Annotated in this window: 18 protein-coding genes; 6 read left to right on the top strand and 12 right to left on the bottom strand. The window is 69.3% G+C overall.

What is annotated here, in order from left to right:
- Positions 1-52: 52 nt before the first annotated feature.
- The gene (locus ACGFSB_RS15310; protein WP_393398689.1) at positions 53-712 is read left to right on the top strand and encodes a GntR family transcriptional regulator; all 660 of its coding nucleotides are present in this window, start codon (positions 53-55) and stop codon (positions 710-712) included.
- Between the two features lie 107 nt (positions 713-819).
- Here ACGFSB_RS15310 and ACGFSB_RS15305 read toward each other — a convergent pair whose 3' ends face one another.
- Complete coding sequence (locus ACGFSB_RS15305; protein ID WP_393398687.1) at positions 820-1,458, bottom strand: TetR/AcrR family transcriptional regulator; 639 nt, start codon at positions 1,456-1,458, stop codon at positions 820-822.
- Between the two features lie 151 nt (positions 1,459-1,609).
- Between ACGFSB_RS15305 and ACGFSB_RS15300 the strand changes: the two genes are divergently transcribed.
- Positions 1,610-2,368, top strand: a complete 759-nt coding sequence (locus ACGFSB_RS15300) for an SDR family NAD(P)-dependent oxidoreductase (protein ID WP_393398685.1) — start codon at positions 1,610-1,612, stop codon at positions 2,366-2,368.
- A gap of 178 nt (positions 2,369-2,546) precedes the next feature.
- Here the strand turns inward: ACGFSB_RS15300 and pip are convergent, their stop codons facing one another.
- From pip to ACGFSB_RS15280, 4 genes are read right to left on the bottom strand one after another with little or no spacing between them, the layout of a single operon-like run.
- Complete coding sequence (gene pip, locus ACGFSB_RS15295; RefSeq protein WP_393398683.1) at positions 2,547-3,500, bottom strand: prolyl aminopeptidase; 954 nt, start codon at positions 3,498-3,500, stop codon at positions 2,547-2,549.
- Between the two features lie 35 nt (positions 3,501-3,535).
- Positions 3,536-4,750: an MFS transporter gene (locus ACGFSB_RS15290; protein WP_393398681.1), complete on the bottom strand. Its 1,215-nt coding sequence runs from the start codon at positions 4,748-4,750 to the stop codon at positions 3,536-3,538.
- A complete protein-coding gene (locus tag ACGFSB_RS15285; protein ID WP_393398679.1) occupies positions 4,747-6,276 on the bottom strand; it encodes a YfcC family protein in 1,530 nt (509 codons plus the stop codon). The genes ACGFSB_RS15290 and ACGFSB_RS15285 overlap by 4 nt, the downstream gene beginning before the upstream one ends.
- A complete protein-coding gene (locus ACGFSB_RS15280; RefSeq protein ID WP_393398677.1) occupies positions 6,273-7,667 on the bottom strand; it encodes a M20/M25/M40 family metallo-hydrolase in 1,395 nt (464 codons plus the stop codon). Before ACGFSB_RS15280 ends, ACGFSB_RS15285 begins: the two co-directional genes overlap by 4 nt.
- Before the next feature lie 132 nt (positions 7,668-7,799).
- Between ACGFSB_RS15280 and ACGFSB_RS15275 the strand changes: the two genes are divergently transcribed.
- The gene (locus tag ACGFSB_RS15275) at positions 7,800-8,252 is read left to right on the top strand and encodes an RNA-binding S4 domain-containing protein (protein WP_393398675.1); all 453 of its coding nucleotides are present in this window, start codon (positions 7,800-7,802) and stop codon (positions 8,250-8,252) included.
- A 362-nt stretch (positions 8,253-8,614) separates the two neighbouring features.
- On the opposite strand, the gene ACGFSB_RS15270 is transcribed toward ACGFSB_RS15275, so the two are convergent.
- The 3 genes from ACGFSB_RS15270 to ACGFSB_RS15260 form a co-directional block, all read right to left on the bottom strand.
- Positions 8,615-9,097: a DoxX family protein gene (locus ACGFSB_RS15270; protein ID WP_393398673.1), complete on the bottom strand. Its 483-nt coding sequence runs from the start codon at positions 9,095-9,097 to the stop codon at positions 8,615-8,617.
- A gap of 230 nt (positions 9,098-9,327) precedes the next feature.
- A complete protein-coding gene (locus ACGFSB_RS15265) occupies positions 9,328-10,032 on the bottom strand; it encodes a class I SAM-dependent methyltransferase (RefSeq protein WP_393398671.1) in 705 nt (234 codons plus the stop codon).
- A 58-nt stretch (positions 10,033-10,090) separates the two neighbouring features.
- On the bottom strand, positions 10,091-10,993 hold the full coding sequence (locus ACGFSB_RS15260) for an acyltransferase domain-containing protein (RefSeq protein WP_393399047.1): 903 nt from the start codon (positions 10,991-10,993) through the stop codon (positions 10,091-10,093).
- A 227-nt stretch (positions 10,994-11,220) separates the two neighbouring features.
- Here ACGFSB_RS15260 and ACGFSB_RS15255 point away from each other — a divergent pair, with 227 nt between their 5' ends.
- Entirely contained in the window at positions 11,221-11,481 is a 261-nt protein-coding gene (locus ACGFSB_RS15255) for a DUF6343 family protein (RefSeq protein ID WP_393399045.1), read from the top strand.
- Here the strand turns inward: ACGFSB_RS15255 and ACGFSB_RS15250 are convergent.
- From ACGFSB_RS15250 to ACGFSB_RS15240, 3 genes are read right to left on the bottom strand one after another with little or no spacing between them, the layout of a single operon-like run.
- Positions 11,478-11,861, bottom strand: coding sequence for a tetratricopeptide repeat protein (locus ACGFSB_RS15250; RefSeq protein WP_393398669.1), 384 nt, complete (start codon positions 11,859-11,861; stop codon positions 11,478-11,480). The two genes, ACGFSB_RS15255 and ACGFSB_RS15250, sit on opposite strands and share 4 nt — an antisense overlap.
- Positions 11,862-11,911: 50 nt before the next feature.
- Positions 11,912-12,517, bottom strand: a complete 606-nt coding sequence (coaE, locus tag ACGFSB_RS15245; protein WP_393398667.1) for a dephospho-CoA kinase — start codon at positions 12,515-12,517, stop codon at positions 11,912-11,914.
- Positions 12,518-12,568: 51 nt separating this feature from the next.
- Positions 12,569-13,507 carry a PAC2 family protein gene (locus tag ACGFSB_RS15240; protein WP_393398665.1) on the bottom strand — a complete coding sequence of 313 codons (939 nt, stop codon included), beginning with the start codon at positions 13,505-13,507 and terminating at the stop codon, positions 12,569-12,571.
- Positions 13,508-13,726: 219 nt separating this feature from the next.
- Between ACGFSB_RS15240 and ACGFSB_RS15235 the strand changes: the two genes are divergently transcribed.
- Positions 13,727-14,698 (top strand): right-handed parallel beta-helix repeat-containing protein, encoded by a 972-nt coding sequence (locus ACGFSB_RS15235; RefSeq protein ID WP_393398663.1) that lies wholly within the window; start codon positions 13,727-13,729, stop codon positions 14,696-14,698.
- Between the two features lie 158 nt (positions 14,699-14,856).
- Here ACGFSB_RS15235 and rpsA read toward each other — a convergent pair whose 3' ends face one another.
- Entirely contained in the window at positions 14,857-16,389 is a 1,533-nt protein-coding gene (gene rpsA / locus ACGFSB_RS15230) for a 30S ribosomal protein S1 (RefSeq protein WP_393398661.1), read from the bottom strand.
- Positions 16,390-16,788: 399 nt separating this feature from the next.
- On the opposite strand from rpsA, the gene ACGFSB_RS15225 reads away from it, so the two are divergent.
- Entirely contained in the window at positions 16,789-17,619 is an 831-nt protein-coding gene (locus tag ACGFSB_RS15225) for a class I SAM-dependent methyltransferase (RefSeq protein ID WP_393398659.1), read from the top strand.
- Position 17,620 lies beyond the last annotated feature (1 nt).

The following is a 17,620-nucleotide window of genomic DNA, read 5'->3' as shown; positions in this document are numbered from 1 at the left end:
GATGCGCTGATGCGGAGTTCGGCAATGGCGGAGTTCGGCGATGATGGACCCCATGACGACCGTGGAGCAGCCGCTGGCCGCCGTACGCGAACGCGTGCTCGCCGAGTTGCGGCAAGAGATCATCGCCGGGCGCCTCGGCCCGGGTGACCGGCTGGTCGAACGCGAGCTCGCCGAGCGCCTCGGAGTGTCCAGGGTCCCGGTGCGCGAGGCGATCCGGGCCCTTGTCGCCGAGGGCTTCGTCACCTTCGAGACGCCACGCAGGACCGTCGTACGCCGCCTCACCCGCACCGACGTGACCGAACTCTTCGAACTGCGCGAGGCGTTGGAGGTCTACGCGGCGGGCCGCGCGGCGGAACGCGCCACGGAGGAGGGCCTTGCGGAGCTGTCCGCCCTGCTCGACAGCGCGGCGGCGGCGACGCGCACGGCGGACGGGGAGGCGATCACTGACATCAACACGCGCTTCCACGACCGCTTGCTCGCGATGGCGGGGAACGGTTTGCTGACGTCGGTCATGGAGCCGGTGGACGGGCGGCTGCGGTGGATGACGCGGCGGAACGAGGAGTGGGTGCATCTCCTGGCGGAGCATCGGGAGCTGTACGAGGCGGTGGCGTCGGGGGACGCGGGTCTGGCGCGGGCCCACGCGTTGGCGCATGTGCGGACGAATTACCGGTCGACCGTGCGGCACTTGTTCGGCGAGGAAGAACAGGACTAGTCCCCAGCCCCGCCCCTTCCCGGCTGTGACATGCCTCCCGCAGCGTTCCGGGGGTCCGGGGGCGAGCGCCGTCCGCACCCGCAGCGGCGCCGGAGCCCTCAGGAGTGCTACGAGTCGTTGGCGCTGCGGCCGTAGCGGGCGAGCATCGTCGTGACCGCCTCGTCGACCGCGTGGCCGACGTCGGCAGGTGCGGGGCTCCAGTCGGCAAGCAGCATCCGCGGCCACAGGACATAGTTGGCGATCATGCCGAGGAACTGGTTGGTGGCGCTCTCCGCGTCAGGTACCACCGCAGCGCCCGCGGCGTTCTGGGCCTCCAGGTAGCGCTGGACGGAGATGAAGTAGGGCAGCTTGCCCAGCTCGAACTGAGCCCGTCCCAGTTCCGGGAAGCGCGGCAGTTCGGCGATGACGATGCGGAAGAGGGCCGCCATCGCGGGCCGGCCGATCAGGTCGGCGTACTGGCGGCCGATCGCGCTCAAGCCGACGCCCAGGTCACCGGGCTGCGTCGCGGGCGCCGCCGGGTCCGGCCCACCCTTCCAGTACTCGGTAACGATGGCCTCGAAGAGCGCCGCCTTGGTCGGGAACTGCTTGAACAGCGTGGACTTCGAGACGACCGCTTCCTGCGCGATCTTCGCCAGCGAGGTCCCGTCATAGCCCCGTTCCAGGAACAGCTTCGTGGCCGCTGCGGTGATCGCCTCGCGCTTGCGCTGAGCGAGTCGTTGATGGTGCGCGGAGAGTCCTGCGGTCATGGGACCAGTATGACTCATCACGAGGCGAGTCACTTGACTCGCCACTGTGCGGATGTTTACGTGGCCAGGGAGGCGAGTCGCACGACTCGCATTCGGTCGGCGGGAGTGTTCCCCCGCCTGCGTCGTTCCGTTTCCGCAGGGAGAAGCACACATGGAGTCAGCCAGGACCGCATTGGTGACCGGCGGCAATCGCGGGCTGGGCCGGGCCACGGCCCAGGCGCTGGCCCGGCACGGGCTGCGCGTCATCGTCACCTACCGCGGCGACGCGCAGGAGGCCGAGGAGACGGTCAAAGCCGTTCAGGAAACCGGCGCCACGGCTGCCGCGCTGCGGCTGGACATCAGCGACGTGGCCTCCTTTCCCGCCTTCGTTTCCCACCTGGCCGCGCAACTGGAGCGCTGGGACGCGACCCGGCTTGATGTCCTGGTCAACAATGCCGGGATCGGGCTGTTCGGACCGTTGGAAGCGGTCACGGTCGACGACTTCGACGCGGTGATGGACACCAACGTGCGCGGCACGTTCTTCCTTATCCAGGCGCTTGCGCCCGTGCTGGCCGACGGGGGGCGGATCATCAACGTCTCCTCCTCCCTCAGCCGCCACACCAGTGCTGGCACCTCGGTGTACTCGGCCTCCAAGGCGGCGGTCGAGGTCCTTGGCCGGACCTTGGCCGTGGAGCTGGGGGCGCGCAAGATCCGCGTAAACACCATCGCGCCAGGGCCGACCGCCACCGACTTCAACGGCGGCGCCATGCGGGACGACGCGCAGATGCGCGAGGGCTTGGGCGCGCAGACCGCGCTCGGCCGTGTCGGTGAACCGCAGGAGATCGGCGACGCGGTTGCCGCGCTCGCCTCCGAGGACCTGCGATGGGTCACCGCCCAGCGCCTCGAGGTGTCCGGCGGCGCCCTGCTGTAGGGACTCCCGCCCACACCATGTGCCCCGCCCCTTACCTGGCAGAACCGGGGACGGGCGCAGACGCAGGAAGGCAGACGTCCCACCCGGTCAGACGCCGGGCGGGACGGAACATCTGCTTACGAACATCGGAAAGGGGCGGGATGGGGGAAAGCCCCGCCGAGACCTCGGACCTCGGACCTCACCCCACCCGATACCGATCCGTCGCCCCCACCAGCTCCTCCGAAATCCCCCGCGCCCCCGCGTCATGCCCCACATCCCCGACAAGGACCAACTCACTCCCCGGCCAGGCCCCCTGAAGCCGCCAAGGAATCCCCACCAGATTCCCGAAGTCAAGGCTCCCCTGCACCATCGTCCCGGGAATCCCGGCCAACGCCCCCGCGTCCCGCAGGACGACCTCGTCGCCGCCCAGCCAATGGTCGTTGGCGAAGTAGTGCGTGACGGTCCGGGCGAACCCCGCTCGAAACGCCGCGTCCTCGTATCGGGGAACAGACCGGGGCGCCGCCGAAGCGAAGGCCGTCTCCCAGTCCGTCCACGCCCGCGCGGCCGCAGCCCGGACCCCCGCACACGGGGACTCGAGCAGCCGGTTGTAGGCCCCGGCGAGCTCCCCGCCCTGCTCCTCCTCCGGGACCCCGTCGCGGAACGCCTCCCACGCCTCCGGAAAGATCCGCCCGAGACCCCGGGTCAGCAGCTCGACCTCCGCCCGGCTCCCGGTGGCGAGGCCCGTCAGGACCAGCTCCGACACCCGGTCGGGTTGGATCTGCGCATAGCGGAGCCCCAGCACGGACCCCCAGGACGCGCCCCACACCAGCCACCGCTCGATCCCCAGATGCCGCCGCAGCAGCTCCAGGTCGGCCAGCAGATGCCCCGTCGTGTTGACGCTCATGTCCGTACGGGGGTCACTGGCGGGCGGCGTCGACCGTCCGCATCCCCGCTGGTCCAGGAGCACGACGCGATACGCGTCGGGGTCGAAGTACCGCCGGAAGAACGGCGTGCACCCCGACCCCGGTCCTCCGTGCAGCACCACCGCCGGCTTCCCCAGCGGATTGCCGCACACCTCCCAGTACACGCGGTTGCCGTCGCCGACTTCAAGCATTCCGTGGTCGTACGGTTCGATCTCCGGATAAAGGCCCATCGCGCGACGATAACCCTCCCCGGGCCACTGACACCTCACCCCGCCCGGAGCCCCCGCATCCGCCCGTACGCGTACACGCACCCCGCGAGCGCCAGATCCGAGAGCAGCATGAACCCGATCGAGTACGAGTCCTTGGCGCTGTAGATGGCCCCCATGACCAGCGGCGGGACGAACCCGCCAAGGCCTCCCATCGCTCCCACGATTCCCGTCACGGAGCCGACCTGCGCCTGTGGCGTCACCTGCGAGACGAGGGCGAAGACGCTGCCGCTCGCCGTGCCGAGCCCCGCCGCCATGACGAGGAAGCAGATCGTGCCGCCCGGATTCAGCGTCGGTTCGAAGGCCTGCGCGATGGCGAAGACGGCGACGACGGCCAGCGCGAACGAGGTGACCGTCGCCGGATGGATCCGGTCGGAGAGCCAGCCTCCGACGGGCCGGAAGACGACCGTGACCAGCGCGAACCCGGCCGCCTTCGTGCCCGCGTCCGTGGGCGACAGGTCGTACCACGTCTTCAGATAGGTGGGCAGATAGACCCCGAAGGCCACGATGCCGCCGAACCCGATCGCGTACAGCGCGGAGAGCTCCCAGGTCACCCGTAGCCGCCCCGCCGCCCCGAGTCGGGTCGCGAGCGGGCTCGTCGGGACCGGCCGGTCGGGGTGGTCGGTGATGAGCAGCGCCCCGATCACCGCGAAGGCGGCAAGGGCGACCGCCACCACCAGATAGGGCAGGTTCTCGCCGTGCTTGGCGATGCGCGGCGTGAAGTAGCCGGAAAGCGCCACGCCTCCCATCCCCATCCCGAAGACCCCGAGCGCGAAGCCCCGGTGGGCGGGCGGGAACCAGGAGTTGACCAGCGGGATGCCGATCGCGAACGTCGTCCCGCCGAGGCCGAGCAGGAAGCCGACCGCGAGCATCCCGACGTAACTGTCCTTGGCCAGGATGATCAGCAGCACCGGCACGATCGTGAGCGCCGAGACCAGCGGGAACATCAGTTTGGCGCCGTAGCGGTCGGTGAGCGCGCCGGCCGGCACCCGGCCCAGCGAGCCGACGATGACCGGCACGGCGACCAGCAGCGACTGCGCGAACGACGTGAGTCCGAGCCGGTCCCCGAAGTCGCTGCCGAGCGGCGCGATCAGATCCCAGGCCCAGAAGGTGAGCGTGAACCCGACCGTGGCGACCGCGAGGTTGCGGTACGCGGCGGCCGAAGGACGGGCCTCGGCAGTGGGTGAGTTTGTTGTCATGTCAGCTGTTGTCATGTCAGCGCAGCTCCTAGCGCCACGAAGACGCAGATCAGCAGGAAGAGGATGGCGAGCAGCGGCCAGACGAACCGCAGGTACTTGTCGTAACCGACCTTCGCGAGCGCGACCCCGCCGATGGTCACGGCCGTCGTCGGCACCCAGAGGTTCATCCAGCCGCTGGCCGCCTGCCACGCGGTGACGACGACCGAGCGCGAGACCCCGGCGAAGTCGGCGAGCGGGGCGAGGATCGGCATGGCGAGCGTCGCGTGGCCGGATGTGGAGGGGATCAGGAAGGCCAGCGGCAGGTTCACGACGAAGACGATGATCGCGAAGAGGCCGGAGGACGTGCCCTTGACCACGCCCTCGATCGAGTGCAGGACCGTGTCCGTGACCTTCGAATTGTTCATGATCACGGTGACTCCGCGCGCGAGCACGATCACCAGGGCGGGCGAGATGAAGTCGGCCGCGCCCTGGATGATCGTCGAGCTGACCTGCTGCTCGCCCATCCGCGCCACGACCCCGACGAGCACGGCGGCACAGAGGAAGAGCGCCGCCAACTGCGGGAAGGACCAGCCGAGTTCGAAGCCGTACGGTGTCGCGTCCGCCTTGCCCGTGAGCGCGCTCGCCCACGGCACCACGGAGAAGATCATGAAGGCGAAGACGAGCGCGACGAGCACGAGCACGGCCTTGTGCAGGCTCGTCAGTTCCGGCACCTCGCCCGCGTCGGCGGCCGTCTGCTCGCGGTCACCGGGCAGGAAGCCGCTGAGGGAGCGTTCCGGTTTCTTCTGTACGCGCTTCGCGTAGCGGATGACGTAGGCGATGGTGACCGTGGTCAGGACGATCCACATCACGAACCGCAGCACGATGCCGTCGCCGAGTGAGATGTCGGCGGCGGACGATGCCACTCCGGTCGCGAAGGGGTTGACCGTCGAGCACAGCACGCCGATGCCCGCCCCCAGGATGATCGCGCCGACCGCGACCATCCGGTCGTAGCCCAGGGCGAGCATCAGCGGCACGATCAGGCCGTAGAAGCCGAGCGTCTCCTCCGCGAACCCCTCGACGGTGCCGAGAACGGAGAAGACGATCATCACCCCGGCGATCAGCATCGCGCCGCGGTCACGAAGCCGGTGGGCGAGGCGGCCGATCCCGCGGTCGAGGGCGCCGGTGGCGAAGACCACGGTGATGAACGCGCCGATGGCGAGCACGAACAGGAACACGCCCGCGCTGCCGTACAACTCCCCGGCCATGTCGGGCCCCACGATGCCCGACTTCTCGTCCTGGACCCCGTACAGGCCGTTCACCGGCGCGAGGAAGAGGTCGTTCAGGCGGTCGACGAAGCTCTGGCCCGAGTCGACCCGGTGGTAGCTGCCCTCGACCGGGGCGCCCTTGCCGTTGCGGTCGTAGGCGCCGGACGGGATGAGGAAGGCGAGCAGCCAGACGGCCACGGTGACGATCGCGAGGATGGTCAGGGCGCTGGGGAAAGTGAACTTCGGTTTGTGCTCGGGTTCTTCGGTGCCGGGTCGGTCGGTCGCGGTGGTACTCATGCGCCGCTCTCCGGGGTGGCATCGGAGCCGTCGGAGCCGGCAGAACCATCGGAGCCACTGAAGTCGGCGGCGTACTCGCGCACGAAGGCGGCCATGGCGACGACCGTGTTGCGCAGTTCGGAGAAGAGGACGCGCTCGTTCGGGGCGTGCAGATTGCACATGCTGTCCTGAGCGCCGAAGAGCAGCACCTCGGCGCCGGGTGCCGCCTTCGCGAGGCCGTTGACCAGGGGGATGGAGCCGCCGGTCGCGACGAACGAGGCGTCCTCGCCCCAGGCCTCCTTGAGCGCGGCGCGGGCGGCGCGGTAGGCGGGGCCGCCGGTGGCCGCCTCGTATCCGGGGCCTGTGTCGCCGGGCGTGACGGTGAGCGGAACCCCGAAGGGGGTGAGCGACCGCAGGTGGTCGACCAGCTTGCCCTGCGCCTCCTTCGCGTCCTGGCGGGGGTGGAATCGGAGGTTCAACTTGGCGCGTGCGTACGGCACGACGGCCGACGCGGCGTGCTCGACGCTGGGTGCGTCCAGGCCGACCACGGTGATCGCGGGGCCGCTCCACAGCCGCTCGCCCAGGCTGCCGCTGCCGACGAGCGGCACTCCTTCGCGCACACTGGCGAGCGCGCGGAACTCGTCCTCGGTGTAGGTGGTGCCGGTCCAGTCCTCGCGCCGGAGCCCTTCCACCGCCACATCGCCGTGTACGTCGTGCAGAGTGGCAAGCGCCTTGAGGAGCACGAGCAGCGCGTCGGGCGCCGCACCGCCGAACTCCCCGCTGTGGCGCGGTTCAGCCAGGGTGCGCACTTCTACGATCACTTCGGATGCGCCGCGCAGGGCGGTGGTGAGGGTGGGGGTGCCCGGCCGGAGGTTCCCGAGGTCGGCGACGACCATGGCATCGCAGGCGAACCGCTCCGGATCGGTGGGCGGATAGTCGTCGAAGGCGCTGCCGTACTCCTCCTGCCCCTCGATGACGATCTTGATCCCGACCGGCGGCCGTCCCCCGTACGCCCGCAGCATCCCCAGGTGCGCGATGACATTGGACTTGTCGTCCGCGATGCCACGGGCGCGCAGGCCTCCCTCGATCGGGGTCGGCTCGAAGGGCGGCGACTTCCACAGGGACTCGTCGCCGGGCGGCTGGACGTCGTAGTGGCCGTAGAGCAGGACCGTCGGCGCATCGGGGGTCGGCGGCGGGATCTCCCCGTAGATCACGGGCGCGGTGTCCGGCAGATCGAGCCGCTCGACGGTCGGCACCCCCGCTCCCCGCAACAGCTCGACCAGCAGATCGTGCGCTTCTCGCACCGGCTCCGGCGGGAAGCCGGGGAAGGCGATCGAGGGAATCGCGGCAAGCCGTTCGAGGTCGGCTCGCAACGTGTCCATCAGGTCGTCGACGGTGGCTTCGAGCTTCATGGGCGGCACCCCTCGGTCTACATTCGGCTTTGTGGTGATTAGCCCGAATTATCAGACTCCGAGGCGAACCGTTTCCGGACGGCTCGCCGTGCGGCCGGGGATGCCGCACTGCTGCCGCATTACAGTCGGGGTATGGCTTCGGAGACTTCAGGCGGTAGCGGTCCGGCAGGCGCGGGCGGGGGCGCGAGGGCTGGCGGGGGCGCGGGGGCTGGCGGGGGTTCCGTACGGGTCGACGTCTGGATCTGGTCCGTACGTCTGGTCAAGACCCGCTCCATGGGCGCGGCGGCCTGCAAGGGCGGCCATGTACGGGTCAACGGCGAGCGCGTGAAGCCCGCTTACGGCGTGCATGTGGGCGACGAGGTGCGGCTGCGCCACGCGGGCGGCCGCGAGCATGTCGTCGTCATCAAACGCCTCATCCGCAAGCGCGTGGGCGCTCCGGTGGCCATCGAGTGCTACATCGACAACAGCCCTCCCCCGCCGCCCCGCGAGGCAGTGGCCCCCGCCGGGATCCGGGACCGCGGCACGGGCCGCCCCACCAAACGCGACCGCCGCGAGATGGAGCGCCTTCGCGGCGTCGAGGGCTAGGGCGCTTCTGATGGATCTCCGTGGGAGAAGGAGCGGCGTTCGGTGCGTGCGCTGGGGGTCCCCCCTGCTCGAAGAGCTTGGGGAAGTGCGGTGTGAAGGGTCATGTGGCGGAGCCACCTGTCCCTTCGCGCCGTGCGTCATGGGGGCACTCTCTGCTCGAGCGAAGCCGAGAGCTTGGGGGAGTGCGTGCCGGGTGTCGCGACGCCGCGGAGATCCATCAGAAGCGCCCTAGCGGAAACTAGACCGCAGCGTGCCCTTGCGTCGAGGGCTCGCCCGGCAGTCTCCGGGTGAGCCCTCGACGCAAGGACCTGACTCCGCTACGGCGGACGGACTTTCGCTGGACGCTTTTCACGCCCTGTGCCTCACGCCCTGCGGCGCAGAAGCCGGACCAGCTCCACCGTCTGCCCGCGTCGCGCCCAGGCGATCCACGCCAGCGGCAGGATCAGGATGGGCGGCGTGGCGGCGTTCTCCCCGCCGAGCGCGGTGACGCTCACGATGGACGCGCCGATCATCAGCCCGACGAGGCCCGCCGCGCCGACGGAGTTGAGCACCGGAATCAGCAGCGCGATCCCGCCGAGCACCTCGAGCGTGCCGATCGCGTACATCCCCGGCTCGCCCCATCCGAGCCGCTCGAAGGCCTCGACCGCCGTGGGGTGCGCGATCAGCTTCGGCGCCCCACTGGCGAGGCCGAAGAACAGGGCGAGCACCACCTGGACGGTGCGCAGCGCGATGCGTACGGGGCGGCGTCCGGCAGCGGCAGTACGGGCGGAGGAACCGGTGGCAGTGGTGGTGGCGGTGGCCGTGGTGGTGGCGGTGGCCGTGGTGGTGGCGGTGGCCGTGGTCATGGTGATCTCCTCGGTGAGCAGGGGCTGTTGTGCTGTCACCGAGATAGACCGACCCGCCCCGCGGAACTCATCGCCCTGCGGCACCCTTCCCCGCGCGACGCCCGCACAGCGGCATCTCAGCCGACCGCCCAGGCCCGCGCCACCACCCGGCCACCACCCCTCCGCGCCACCACCCCGCCGCGCCACCACCCCGCCGCGCCACCACTCCGCCGTGCTCCCGGCTGCCCGCGTCAGCGGACTGGCACCGCCCGAACCCAAATCCCGTCCTCCGTCAGGTACTTGTCGACCTTCAGCCCCGCCTCCTCGAGCGCCTCCTCGAACCCCTCCTTCGACAGAGGCCGCGAAAGGAACGTCTGGGTCCACCGGACATCCGGGAAGATGTACTCCGCGTGCACCCGGTTCACCCCGCCCCCGACCGGCTCCGCCGACACGATCCGCACGGTGTACCCACCAGGGTCGACCCGCTCCCTCGGCAGGTTCGTGTGGTAATCCGCGCCCTCCCGCTGGATCAGCACACAGCCGTCGTCCGTCACATGGCTCCAGCAGGCCCGCAGCATCCTGCGCCGCACCGACACGTCGCCGTTGTGCACCAGGAACGACGCGAGCAGCACCACCTCGAACCGCTCGCCCAGGTCGAGCTTCTCGATCGGGCTCCGGATCGTGCGCACCCTCCCGTCGAGCGCGGCGACCTTCTCCAGCATCTCGGCGGACTCGTCCACCGCCGTGATCCGGAACCCCCGCTCCAGCAAGGGACGTGTGACCCGCCCCGCACCGCTGCCCAACTCCAGAATGTGCGCCCCGGCCGGCACCGCACCGGCGATGACATCGGGTTCGTTCCCGACGGACAAGCGCGCGTACAGGTCCACCGCACAGCCGTCCGGCGTGATCGCTCCGGGGCCCGTCCCCTCGTATCCCTCACGCATCTCAACAGTCATGCTCCGTCAACGAAACGCGTCGATGGCCCGTTCCCTCCCGTCCCCGTGGCCCCACTCCCTACAGCGGGAACCAGCCATGCCCCGCATACCAATGACCTCCAGCCCGCAAGTGATCCCCCACCGCCCTCTCCACCCTTGTCCGCCTGGGCAGTTCGGCCGGGGGGAGGTCTCCGTCGCCGAAGACGAAAGCGACAGGCACGCTGTCCTCCGGCTCGCGCCCATATCCGTCGGCCGCCCGGAAGCGCCCCTGGAAGCGGACGATGTTCGATCCCGCGGGCAGATACCGCTTCAGCTGCGGATCGAGCAGCCAGGAGTGGCACACGGCTGTCTCATATCGCTCCTCCGGGAAGTGGCGTGCGAAGAACTCCCGCGCGAGAGCTATCGACCGGTCGCACGCCTCCGGCGACAGCGGCCCCCGGAAGTCGGTGACGTGGAGGTTCAGACAAGGGTCCCCCTGACCTGCGGAATATCCCGCCGCCGCCAACGCCCGCCCCATCCGCTCGCCCAGCACGGCACGCTGGAACTGCAGCCGCCCCAGTTGGTACAGCTCACCGCGGAAATGCAGGGAGTTCCAGCCCGGCTGCAGCAGGCCGGGGCCACCACGCGCCCTGCGATGCACGGCTATGTGCCGTCCGAGGTCGGCGAGCGTACGCCGCGAGACGTCGTCGGGGATGCCCCGGCTCCGGTGGTAGGCGCGCACGTACGGCAGCGACGCCACAAAGACATACACGTGGAAGAAGAAGCTGAGCGGACCCAACTCCGCAGGCAGGGGCGGATACTTGGGCCCCGCGCCCACCTTCCCCATGTCCCGCACCGTCGCGTCGACGCTGCGGTCGAGCAGCCGGCGCGCCTCAGCGTCCTCCGTCAGCCGCCTGTGCAACGCCACGAGGCCGTTGATGTCCTCGTGCGGCACCGCCAGGTCGAGCAGCACGTCCGGCAGTTCGTCGGCGCTGGGCAGCACCGCCCGAGCTCGCGGCTCCTCCGCGTCCTCAAGATCTTTCAGCCACGCCGCGAACCCCTCGTCCGTCCTCGCCCTGGCCCTCAGTACGTCCAGCACAGCCACACCCCCTGATCTGCACATCTACGATCTTGGATCCTGCGGCCCTTCCGGTCCACCACCCACGGGTGGATCCTGGAAGGTGGAGATACCGCAGGACAGGGTGGAGAGGGTGGAGATGACCTCTCATGATGCGTACAGGCAGTGAACCATTGACCGCGCGCAGTCCCCTGCGGATGCGCTTCTGGTTCAGCGTATGGGGCCTGATCTGGGCGACCTTCGGCACCATCGTCTTCGCCCTCGTGGGACGTCCCGAGTGGGCGGCGGCCTGCGGAGTGCTCTGGCTGGTCGTCACCGCCGACATGGCGGTGATCGTGCACCACATCCACCAGGGCCCGCACTACCAGCCGGGGCGCGACATCCCGCCGTACGAACCGCCGAGGACCGGCTAGGGCGCTTCTGGTGGATCTCCGCCCTCGAAGCGCGCCGCCGCCAGATACTCCGGCTGCGGGTCCAGCGCCGCGGCGAGGCGGAAGTGCCGCCGGGCCTGGTCGGTCCGTGCCGCACGCTCGTAGGTGCGGGCGAGCGCGAAATGGGCGAACGCGTTGTCCGGTTCGCGCTCCAGGACAATGCTGAACTCCAGCTCGGCAGCACGCAGTTGGGCAGCGGCGAAGAAGGCACGGGCCCGCAGCAGGCGTGCAGCCGTGTTCTCGGGATGGGCCGCGATGACCGTGTCGAGCAGCTTCACCGCGCCTCGGGGATCCCGCGCGGCCAGGAGCTGCTCCGCCGCACGGAAGTCGATGACATGGGTCTCCGGGGTGATTTCGGGCACGCGTGACTCCTTCCCTCGCTGCCCTGTGTCAACGCCCGAAACGCCGACACCTATTCCGCCGCCCGCGCCCGCCGTGCGAGGTCCGCCCATACGGCGTCGACGCGCTGCTCAAGGCCTTCGAGCGGGCCGTCGTTGTCGATCACGATGTCGGCGATCTCCAGCCGCTTCTCGCGCGTCGCCTGGACGGCCATCCGCGCGCGGGCGTCCTCCTCGCTCATGCCGCGCAGCCGCACGAGGCGGTCGAGCTGGGTCTCGGGGCTCGCGTCGACGACGACCACGAGGTCGTACAGCGGCGCCAGGCCGTTCTCCGCGAGCAGCGGCACGTCGTGGATGACCACCGTGTCCGGTGCGGCCGCCCCCTCAAGATCGGCGGAGCGGGCGCCGACCAGCGGGTGCACGATCGAGTTCAGGACGGCCAGCTTCTCCGGGTCGGCGAAGACGATCGAGCCCAGCTTCGGCCGGTCCAGGGAGCCGTCCGGCGCGAGAATCTCCGGGCCGAAAGCATCAACGACCGCCGCCAGACCCGGAGTTCCCGGTTCCACCACCTCGCGCGCGATCTTGTCGGCGTCGATCAGTACCGCCCCGGCCGCGACCAGCAAACGGGAGACTTCACTCTTGCCGGCGCCGATACCGCCGGTCAGGCCCACCTTCAGCATGACCGGCAGCCTAGGGGTTGGCGTCGCGCGCCGCCTCCCCGGCCCGTACGGCTACGCGTCGCCCTCGCGCTCGGCGAGGAACCGCTCGAATTCCTGGCCTATCTCGTCGGCCGACGGAATGTCCAGGGGCTCCGCAAGCATGTTGCCGCGCGCGTCGGCGCCCGCCGACGCGTCGTACTGGTGCTCAAGTCCCTGGACGAGGGCGACCAGTTCCTCGTCGCCCTCCTGGATCTGCCGGTCGATCTCGGTCTGGGTGCGGTGCGCCTCGGTGCGCAGGCCGTGCGCGACGCTCGGCAGCACCATGCCCGTCGCGGCGGTGATCGCCTCGAGGACCGTGAGGGCCGCGTCCGGGTACGCGGAGCGCGCGATGTAGTGCGGGACGTGCGCGGCGACGCCGAGCACGTCGTGGCCCGCTTCCAGGAGGCGGTACTCCACCAGAGAGGCGGCACTGCCCGGCACCTGCGCCTCATCGAAGGGGCTGCGGTGCCCCGGCACCAGGTCGGTGCGATTGCCGTGCGGGGTGAGGCCTACGGGGCGGGTGTGTGGCACGCCCATCGGGATGCCGTGGAAGTTCACCGAGAGCCGTACGCCGAGGCGCTCCACGATCTGCCGGACCGCCGCCGCGAAACGCTCCCACTCGATGTCCGGCTCAGGGCCGGTGAGCAGCAGGAAAGGCGCGCCTGTGGCGTCCTGGAGCAACCGCACCTCGAGTGTGGGCTCCTCGTACTCGGTCCAGCGGTCGCGCCGGAACGTGAGCAGCGGGCGACGCGCGCGGTAGTCCACGAGCCGGTCGTGGTCGAAGCGCGCCACCACCTGACCGGGCAGGGCGTCCGTGAGCCTCTCGACGATCTGGTCGCCGGTCTCCCCCGCGTCGATGTAGCCGTCGAAGTGGTAGAGCATGACCAGTCCGGCCGACTCCTGGGCGAGCGCCATGTCGACAACAGCGAGGCCCTTCGGTTCCCATTCGTACAAACCCTGCGGATCAAGCACGGTGACCGCTCCTCGCCCTCGTCGTCGTGACTCGTACAGCAGAACGCACCATGGGCCGCGGGCATTCCCGGCTCACGACTTGTCGACGTCCGTATGCGTGAACACCCCCAGAGGGACGCGGAGTTCGCGGCTTAGTCCAGACCTTGACGCGGACATGCCCCACCTCTACGTTCATATTCACACCCAGTGTTCATGTACAAGAACCGGAGGGTCACCCCCATGCACACCCGACGCACCCTGCTCATCTCCGCGCTCGCCGCGACCGCCGCCACCGGAGGCCTGGCCGTCGTGGCCACAGCTTCCCCCGCCCCCAAGGCGGCCGGGACCATCGACGTCTCCACGGCGGCCGAGCTCAAGTCCGCGCTCACCAGCGCCTCCCCAGGCGACACGATCCACCTCGCCGACGGCACGTACACCGGGAACTTCAAGACGAGTACGGCCGCGAGCTCAGGCTCCCGCATCACCCTGACCGGCTCCTCGAAGGCGGTACTCACGGCGGGCGGCGGATACGGCCTGCATCTGAACGGCGCCTCCTACTGGACGGTGAAGGGCCTCACCGTCACGGGCGGCCAGAAGGGCATCATGATCGACTCCGCGAAGGGTGTCGTCGTGGACACGGTCACGGTCCACGGCCTCGATATGGAGGGCGTCCACTTCCGGAAGTCGAGCGCCGACGGTGTCATCAAGAACTCGAAGATCTACGACACCGGGAACGACGGCAGTGGCATGGGAGAGGGCGTCTACGTAGGCACCGCCAACACACTCTCCGACAAGAGCGACAACGTTCAGATCCTGGGAAACACGATCGGTCCGGACGTGGGCGGCGAGTCGATCGACATCAAGGAGGGCACCACAGGCGGCAAGGTCACCGGCAACACCTTCGACGGCAAGGGCATGACCGGAGCCCACTTCGACGACTCGTGGATCGACGTGAAGGGCAACGACTACGTCATCGAGGACAACACCGGCAAGAACACGCTCAACAACGGCTACGAGACCCACACCCAGCAGTCCGGCTGGGGCTGCGGCACGGTCTTCCGCGGCAACAAGTCGACCCTGAGCGGCTCGACCGGCGACAAGCAGCTGGCGATCAACGTGACCAACTTCAGCGGCAGTTGCAAGACGACGGTATACGCGAGCAACACAGTAACGGGCGGCAAGGCCCTGACGAACATCACGGTGACTCCGTAGCCACGTAAAGCAGCGTCCCTCAGAACGCCCCGTCAGGGGCGCGGGGAACTGCGCGCCAAGCCCCCACCGGGCCCGCGGCTGAAAACAGAACAGCGGGCCCGCACCCCCGAAGGGATGCGGGCCCGCAGTGTTCAGCTGCTACCACCTAGAGGCGAGCCTCAGCTCTGGCCGCCAGCGAGCTTCTCGCGAAGCGCGGCAAGCGCCTCGTCCGAGGCCAGCGCGCCAGAGTTGTCGTCCGACTCCGAGGAGTACGAACCGCCGCCGCCACCAGCGCCACCGCTGCCACCGGCAGCCGGCGTACCGGTCGAGGAAGCGGGAGCCGCAGCGCCCTCGGCCTCGGCCTGTGCGTCCGCCTCGCGGGACTTGATGACCTGGGCCTGGTGCTGCTCGAAGCGCGTCTGCGCCTCGGCGTACTGCGTCTCCCAGACCTCACGCTGCGACTCGAAGCCCTCGAGCCAGTCGTTGGTCTCGGGGTCGAAGCCCTCGGGGTAGATGTAGTTCCCCTGGTCGTCGTACGACGCGGCCATGCCGTACAGGGTCGGGTCGAACTCGACGGCCGACGGGTCGGCGCCGAAGGCCTCGTTGGCCTGCTTCAGCGAGAGGCTGATGCGGCGGCGCTCGAGGTCGATGTCGATGACCTTGACGAAGATCTCGTCGTTGACCTGGACGACCTGCTCCGGGATCTCCACGTGGCGCTCGGCCAGCTCGGAGATGTGGACCAGACCCTCGATGCCCTCGTCGACGCGCACGAACGCACCGAACGGAACGAGCTTGGTGACCTTACCGGGAACAACCTGCCCGATCTGGTGCGTACGGGCGAACTGCTGCCACGGGTCTTCCTGCGTCGCCTTGAGCGACAGCGAGACGCGCTCGCGGTCCATGTCGACGTCGAGAACCTCGACGGTGACTTCCTGGCCGACCTCGACAACCTCGGAGGGGTGGTCGATGTGCTTCCAGGAAAGCTCGGAGACGTGCACAAGACCGTCGACGCCGCCGAGGTCCACGAACGCACCGAAGTTGACGATCGAGGAAACGACGCCGGAGCGGACCTGACCCTTCTGCAGGGTCGTGAGGAAGGTCTGACGGACCTCGCTCTGAGTCTGCTCGAGCCAGGCACGGCGGGACAGGACCACGTTGTTGCGGTTCTTGTCCAGCTCGATGATCTTGGCCTCGAGCTCCTTGCCCACGTAGGGCTGGAGGTCGCGGACGCGGCGCATCTCGACGAGGGAAGCCGGCAGGAAGCCACGGAGGCCGATGTCGAGGATGAGACCACCCTTGACGACCTCGATGACGGTACCGGTGACGATGCCGTCTTCTTCCTTGATCTTCTCGATCGTGCCCCAGGCACGCTCGTACTGAGCGCGCTTCTTGGACAGGATGAGACGGCCTTCCTTGTCCTCCTTCTGGAGAACCAGGGCCTCGATCTCGTCGCCGACCTTGACGACCTCGTTCGGGTCGACATCGTGCTTGATCGAGAGCTCGCGGCTCGGGATCACGCCTTCGGTCTTGTAACCGATGTCGAGCAGGACCTCGTCCCGGTCGACCTTCACGATGACGCCGTCGACGATGTCGCCGTCGTTGAAGTACTTGATCGTCTCGTCGATCGCGGCGAGGAAGGCTTCCTCGTTACCGATGTCGTTGACCGCTACCTGCGGGGTGGTGGAAGCGGTGGTCTCGGTGCTGCTCGTCATGTGGGTAAGGGCTCCGGTACGGACAGTGAGTCGTAGGTACTGCTAGCGCCGGAGCCGATTTCGCTCTGAAGAAGCCGGACAGCCTGGGAAGCGCCGATTCCTAAGTTTCCGAAGAAACGGAAGGCGCCTCGACAACCGAGGGGACATACAACAGATGCGAGCGCATCCTGCTATGTCTGAGGAAGGCAGGCTCGCAGCGCAACTTGTAGCATACGGGGGCAGCCGGACAGGGTCAATGCGCGAAGGCGCACACCCGGGGCGGAACGCCGCATACCCGGCACAAATGCTGTCGCATGAGGCCACACGGGCCGCACCGCGCCCTGTCGCGACGCCTTGACGGCACCACCGCTACTGTCCCGCTGCGACGAGCCGCGACAAGCCAGACGGAAGAGTACGACGATGGAGCCGATCATCCAAGAGTCCGAGCTGCCCGAGACGCCCGAGCCCGAAGCAACCCGGCGTGACGCCGATGTCACGGAGAGCAGTCGCGCCAATCGCGGCTGGTGGGACAGGAACGCGGACGACTACCAAGTCGAGCACGGCACCTTCCTGGGTGACGACCGGTTCGTGTGGGGTCCCGAAGGACTCGACGAGGTGGAGGCCGAGCTGCTCGGCCCGCCCGAGGAGCTGGCGGGCAAGGACGTCCTGGAGATCGGCGCGGGCGCGGCGCAGTGCTCGCGCTGGCTCGCCGCGCAGGGTGCGCGCCCGGTCGCCCTCGACCTCTCCCACCGGCAGCTCCAGCACGCGCTGCGGATCGGTGGCGGAGTGCCGCTGGTAGAGGCGGACGCGGGGGCGCTGCCGTTCGCCGACGGCAGCTTCGACCTCGTGTGCTCGGCCTACGGAGCGATGCCGTTCGTCGCGGATCCGGTCCGGGTCCTCAAGGACGTGCACCGCGTGCTGCGGCCCGGCGGCCGGTTCGTGTTCTCGGCGACCCACCCGATGCGCTGGGCCTTCCCTGACGAGCCGGGTCCCGAGGGCCTCACGGTGGCGGCCTCGTACTTCGACCGCACTCCCTACGTGGAGCAGGACGAGCAGGGGAACGCCGTCTACGTAGAGCACCATCGGACGGTCGGCGACCGGGTGCGCGACATCGTGGCCGGCGGCTTCCGCCTGGTCGATCTGGTGGAGCCCCAGTGGCCCGCGTGGAACACCCAGGAGTGGGGCGGCTGGTCACCGTTGCGCGGGAATCTGATCCCGGGGTCGGCGATCTTCGTCTGCGTACGAGACTGAG

The organism is Streptomyces sp. NPDC048441 (genome assembly GCF_043200235.1).
Taxonomy (GTDB): Bacteria; Actinomycetota; Actinomycetes; order Streptomycetales; family Streptomycetaceae; genus Streptomyces.
This window is presented reverse-complemented; position numbering and strand designations above follow the sequence as displayed.

What these genes read in the sequence shown, in the direction of transcription:
- ACGFSB_RS15310 (WP_393398689.1), top strand. Translation starts at nt 53, where the DNA reads ATGACGACCGTGGAGCAGCCGCTGGCCGCCGTACGCGAACGCGTGCTC.
- ACGFSB_RS15305 (WP_393398687.1), bottom strand. Translation starts at nt 1,458, where the DNA reads ATGACCGCAGGACTCTCCGCGCACCATCAACGACTCGCTCAGCGCAAG.
- ACGFSB_RS15300 (WP_393398685.1), top strand. Translation starts at nt 1,610, where the DNA reads ATGGAGTCAGCCAGGACCGCATTGGTGACCGGCGGCAATCGCGGGCTG.
- pip (WP_393398683.1), bottom strand. Translation starts at nt 3,500, where the DNA reads ATGGGCCTTTATCCGGAGATCGAACCGTACGACCACGGAATGCTTGAA.
- ACGFSB_RS15290 (WP_393398681.1), bottom strand. Translation starts at nt 4,750, where the DNA reads ATGACAACAGCTGACATGACAACAAACTCACCCACTGCCGAGGCCCGT.
- ACGFSB_RS15285 (WP_393398679.1), bottom strand. Translation starts at nt 6,276, where the DNA reads ATGAGTACCACCGCGACCGACCGACCCGGCACCGAAGAACCCGAGCAC.
- ACGFSB_RS15280 (WP_393398677.1), bottom strand. Translation starts at nt 7,667, where the DNA reads ATGAAGCTCGAAGCCACCGTCGACGACCTGATGGACACGTTGCGAGCC.
- ACGFSB_RS15275 (WP_393398675.1), top strand. Translation starts at nt 7,800, where the DNA reads ATGGCTTCGGAGACTTCAGGCGGTAGCGGTCCGGCAGGCGCGGGCGGG.
- ACGFSB_RS15270 (WP_393398673.1), bottom strand. Translation starts at nt 9,097, where the DNA reads ATGACCACGGCCACCGCCACCACCACGGCCACCGCCACCACCACGGCC.
- ACGFSB_RS15265 (WP_393398671.1), bottom strand. Translation starts at nt 10,032, where the DNA reads ATGACTGTTGAGATGCGTGAGGGATACGAGGGGACGGGCCCCGGAGCG.
- ACGFSB_RS15255 (WP_393399045.1), top strand. Translation starts at nt 11,221, where the DNA reads ATGCGTACAGGCAGTGAACCATTGACCGCGCGCAGTCCCCTGCGGATG.
- coaE (WP_393398667.1), bottom strand. Translation starts at nt 12,517, where the DNA reads ATGCTGAAGGTGGGCCTGACCGGCGGTATCGGCGCCGGCAAGAGTGAA.
- ACGFSB_RS15235 (WP_393398663.1), top strand. Translation starts at nt 13,727, where the DNA reads ATGCACACCCGACGCACCCTGCTCATCTCCGCGCTCGCCGCGACCGCC.
- rpsA (WP_393398661.1), bottom strand. Translation starts at nt 16,389, where the DNA reads ATGACGAGCAGCACCGAGACCACCGCTTCCACCACCCCGCAGGTAGCG.
- ACGFSB_RS15225 (WP_393398659.1), top strand. Translation starts at nt 16,789, where the DNA reads ATGGAGCCGATCATCCAAGAGTCCGAGCTGCCCGAGACGCCCGAGCCC.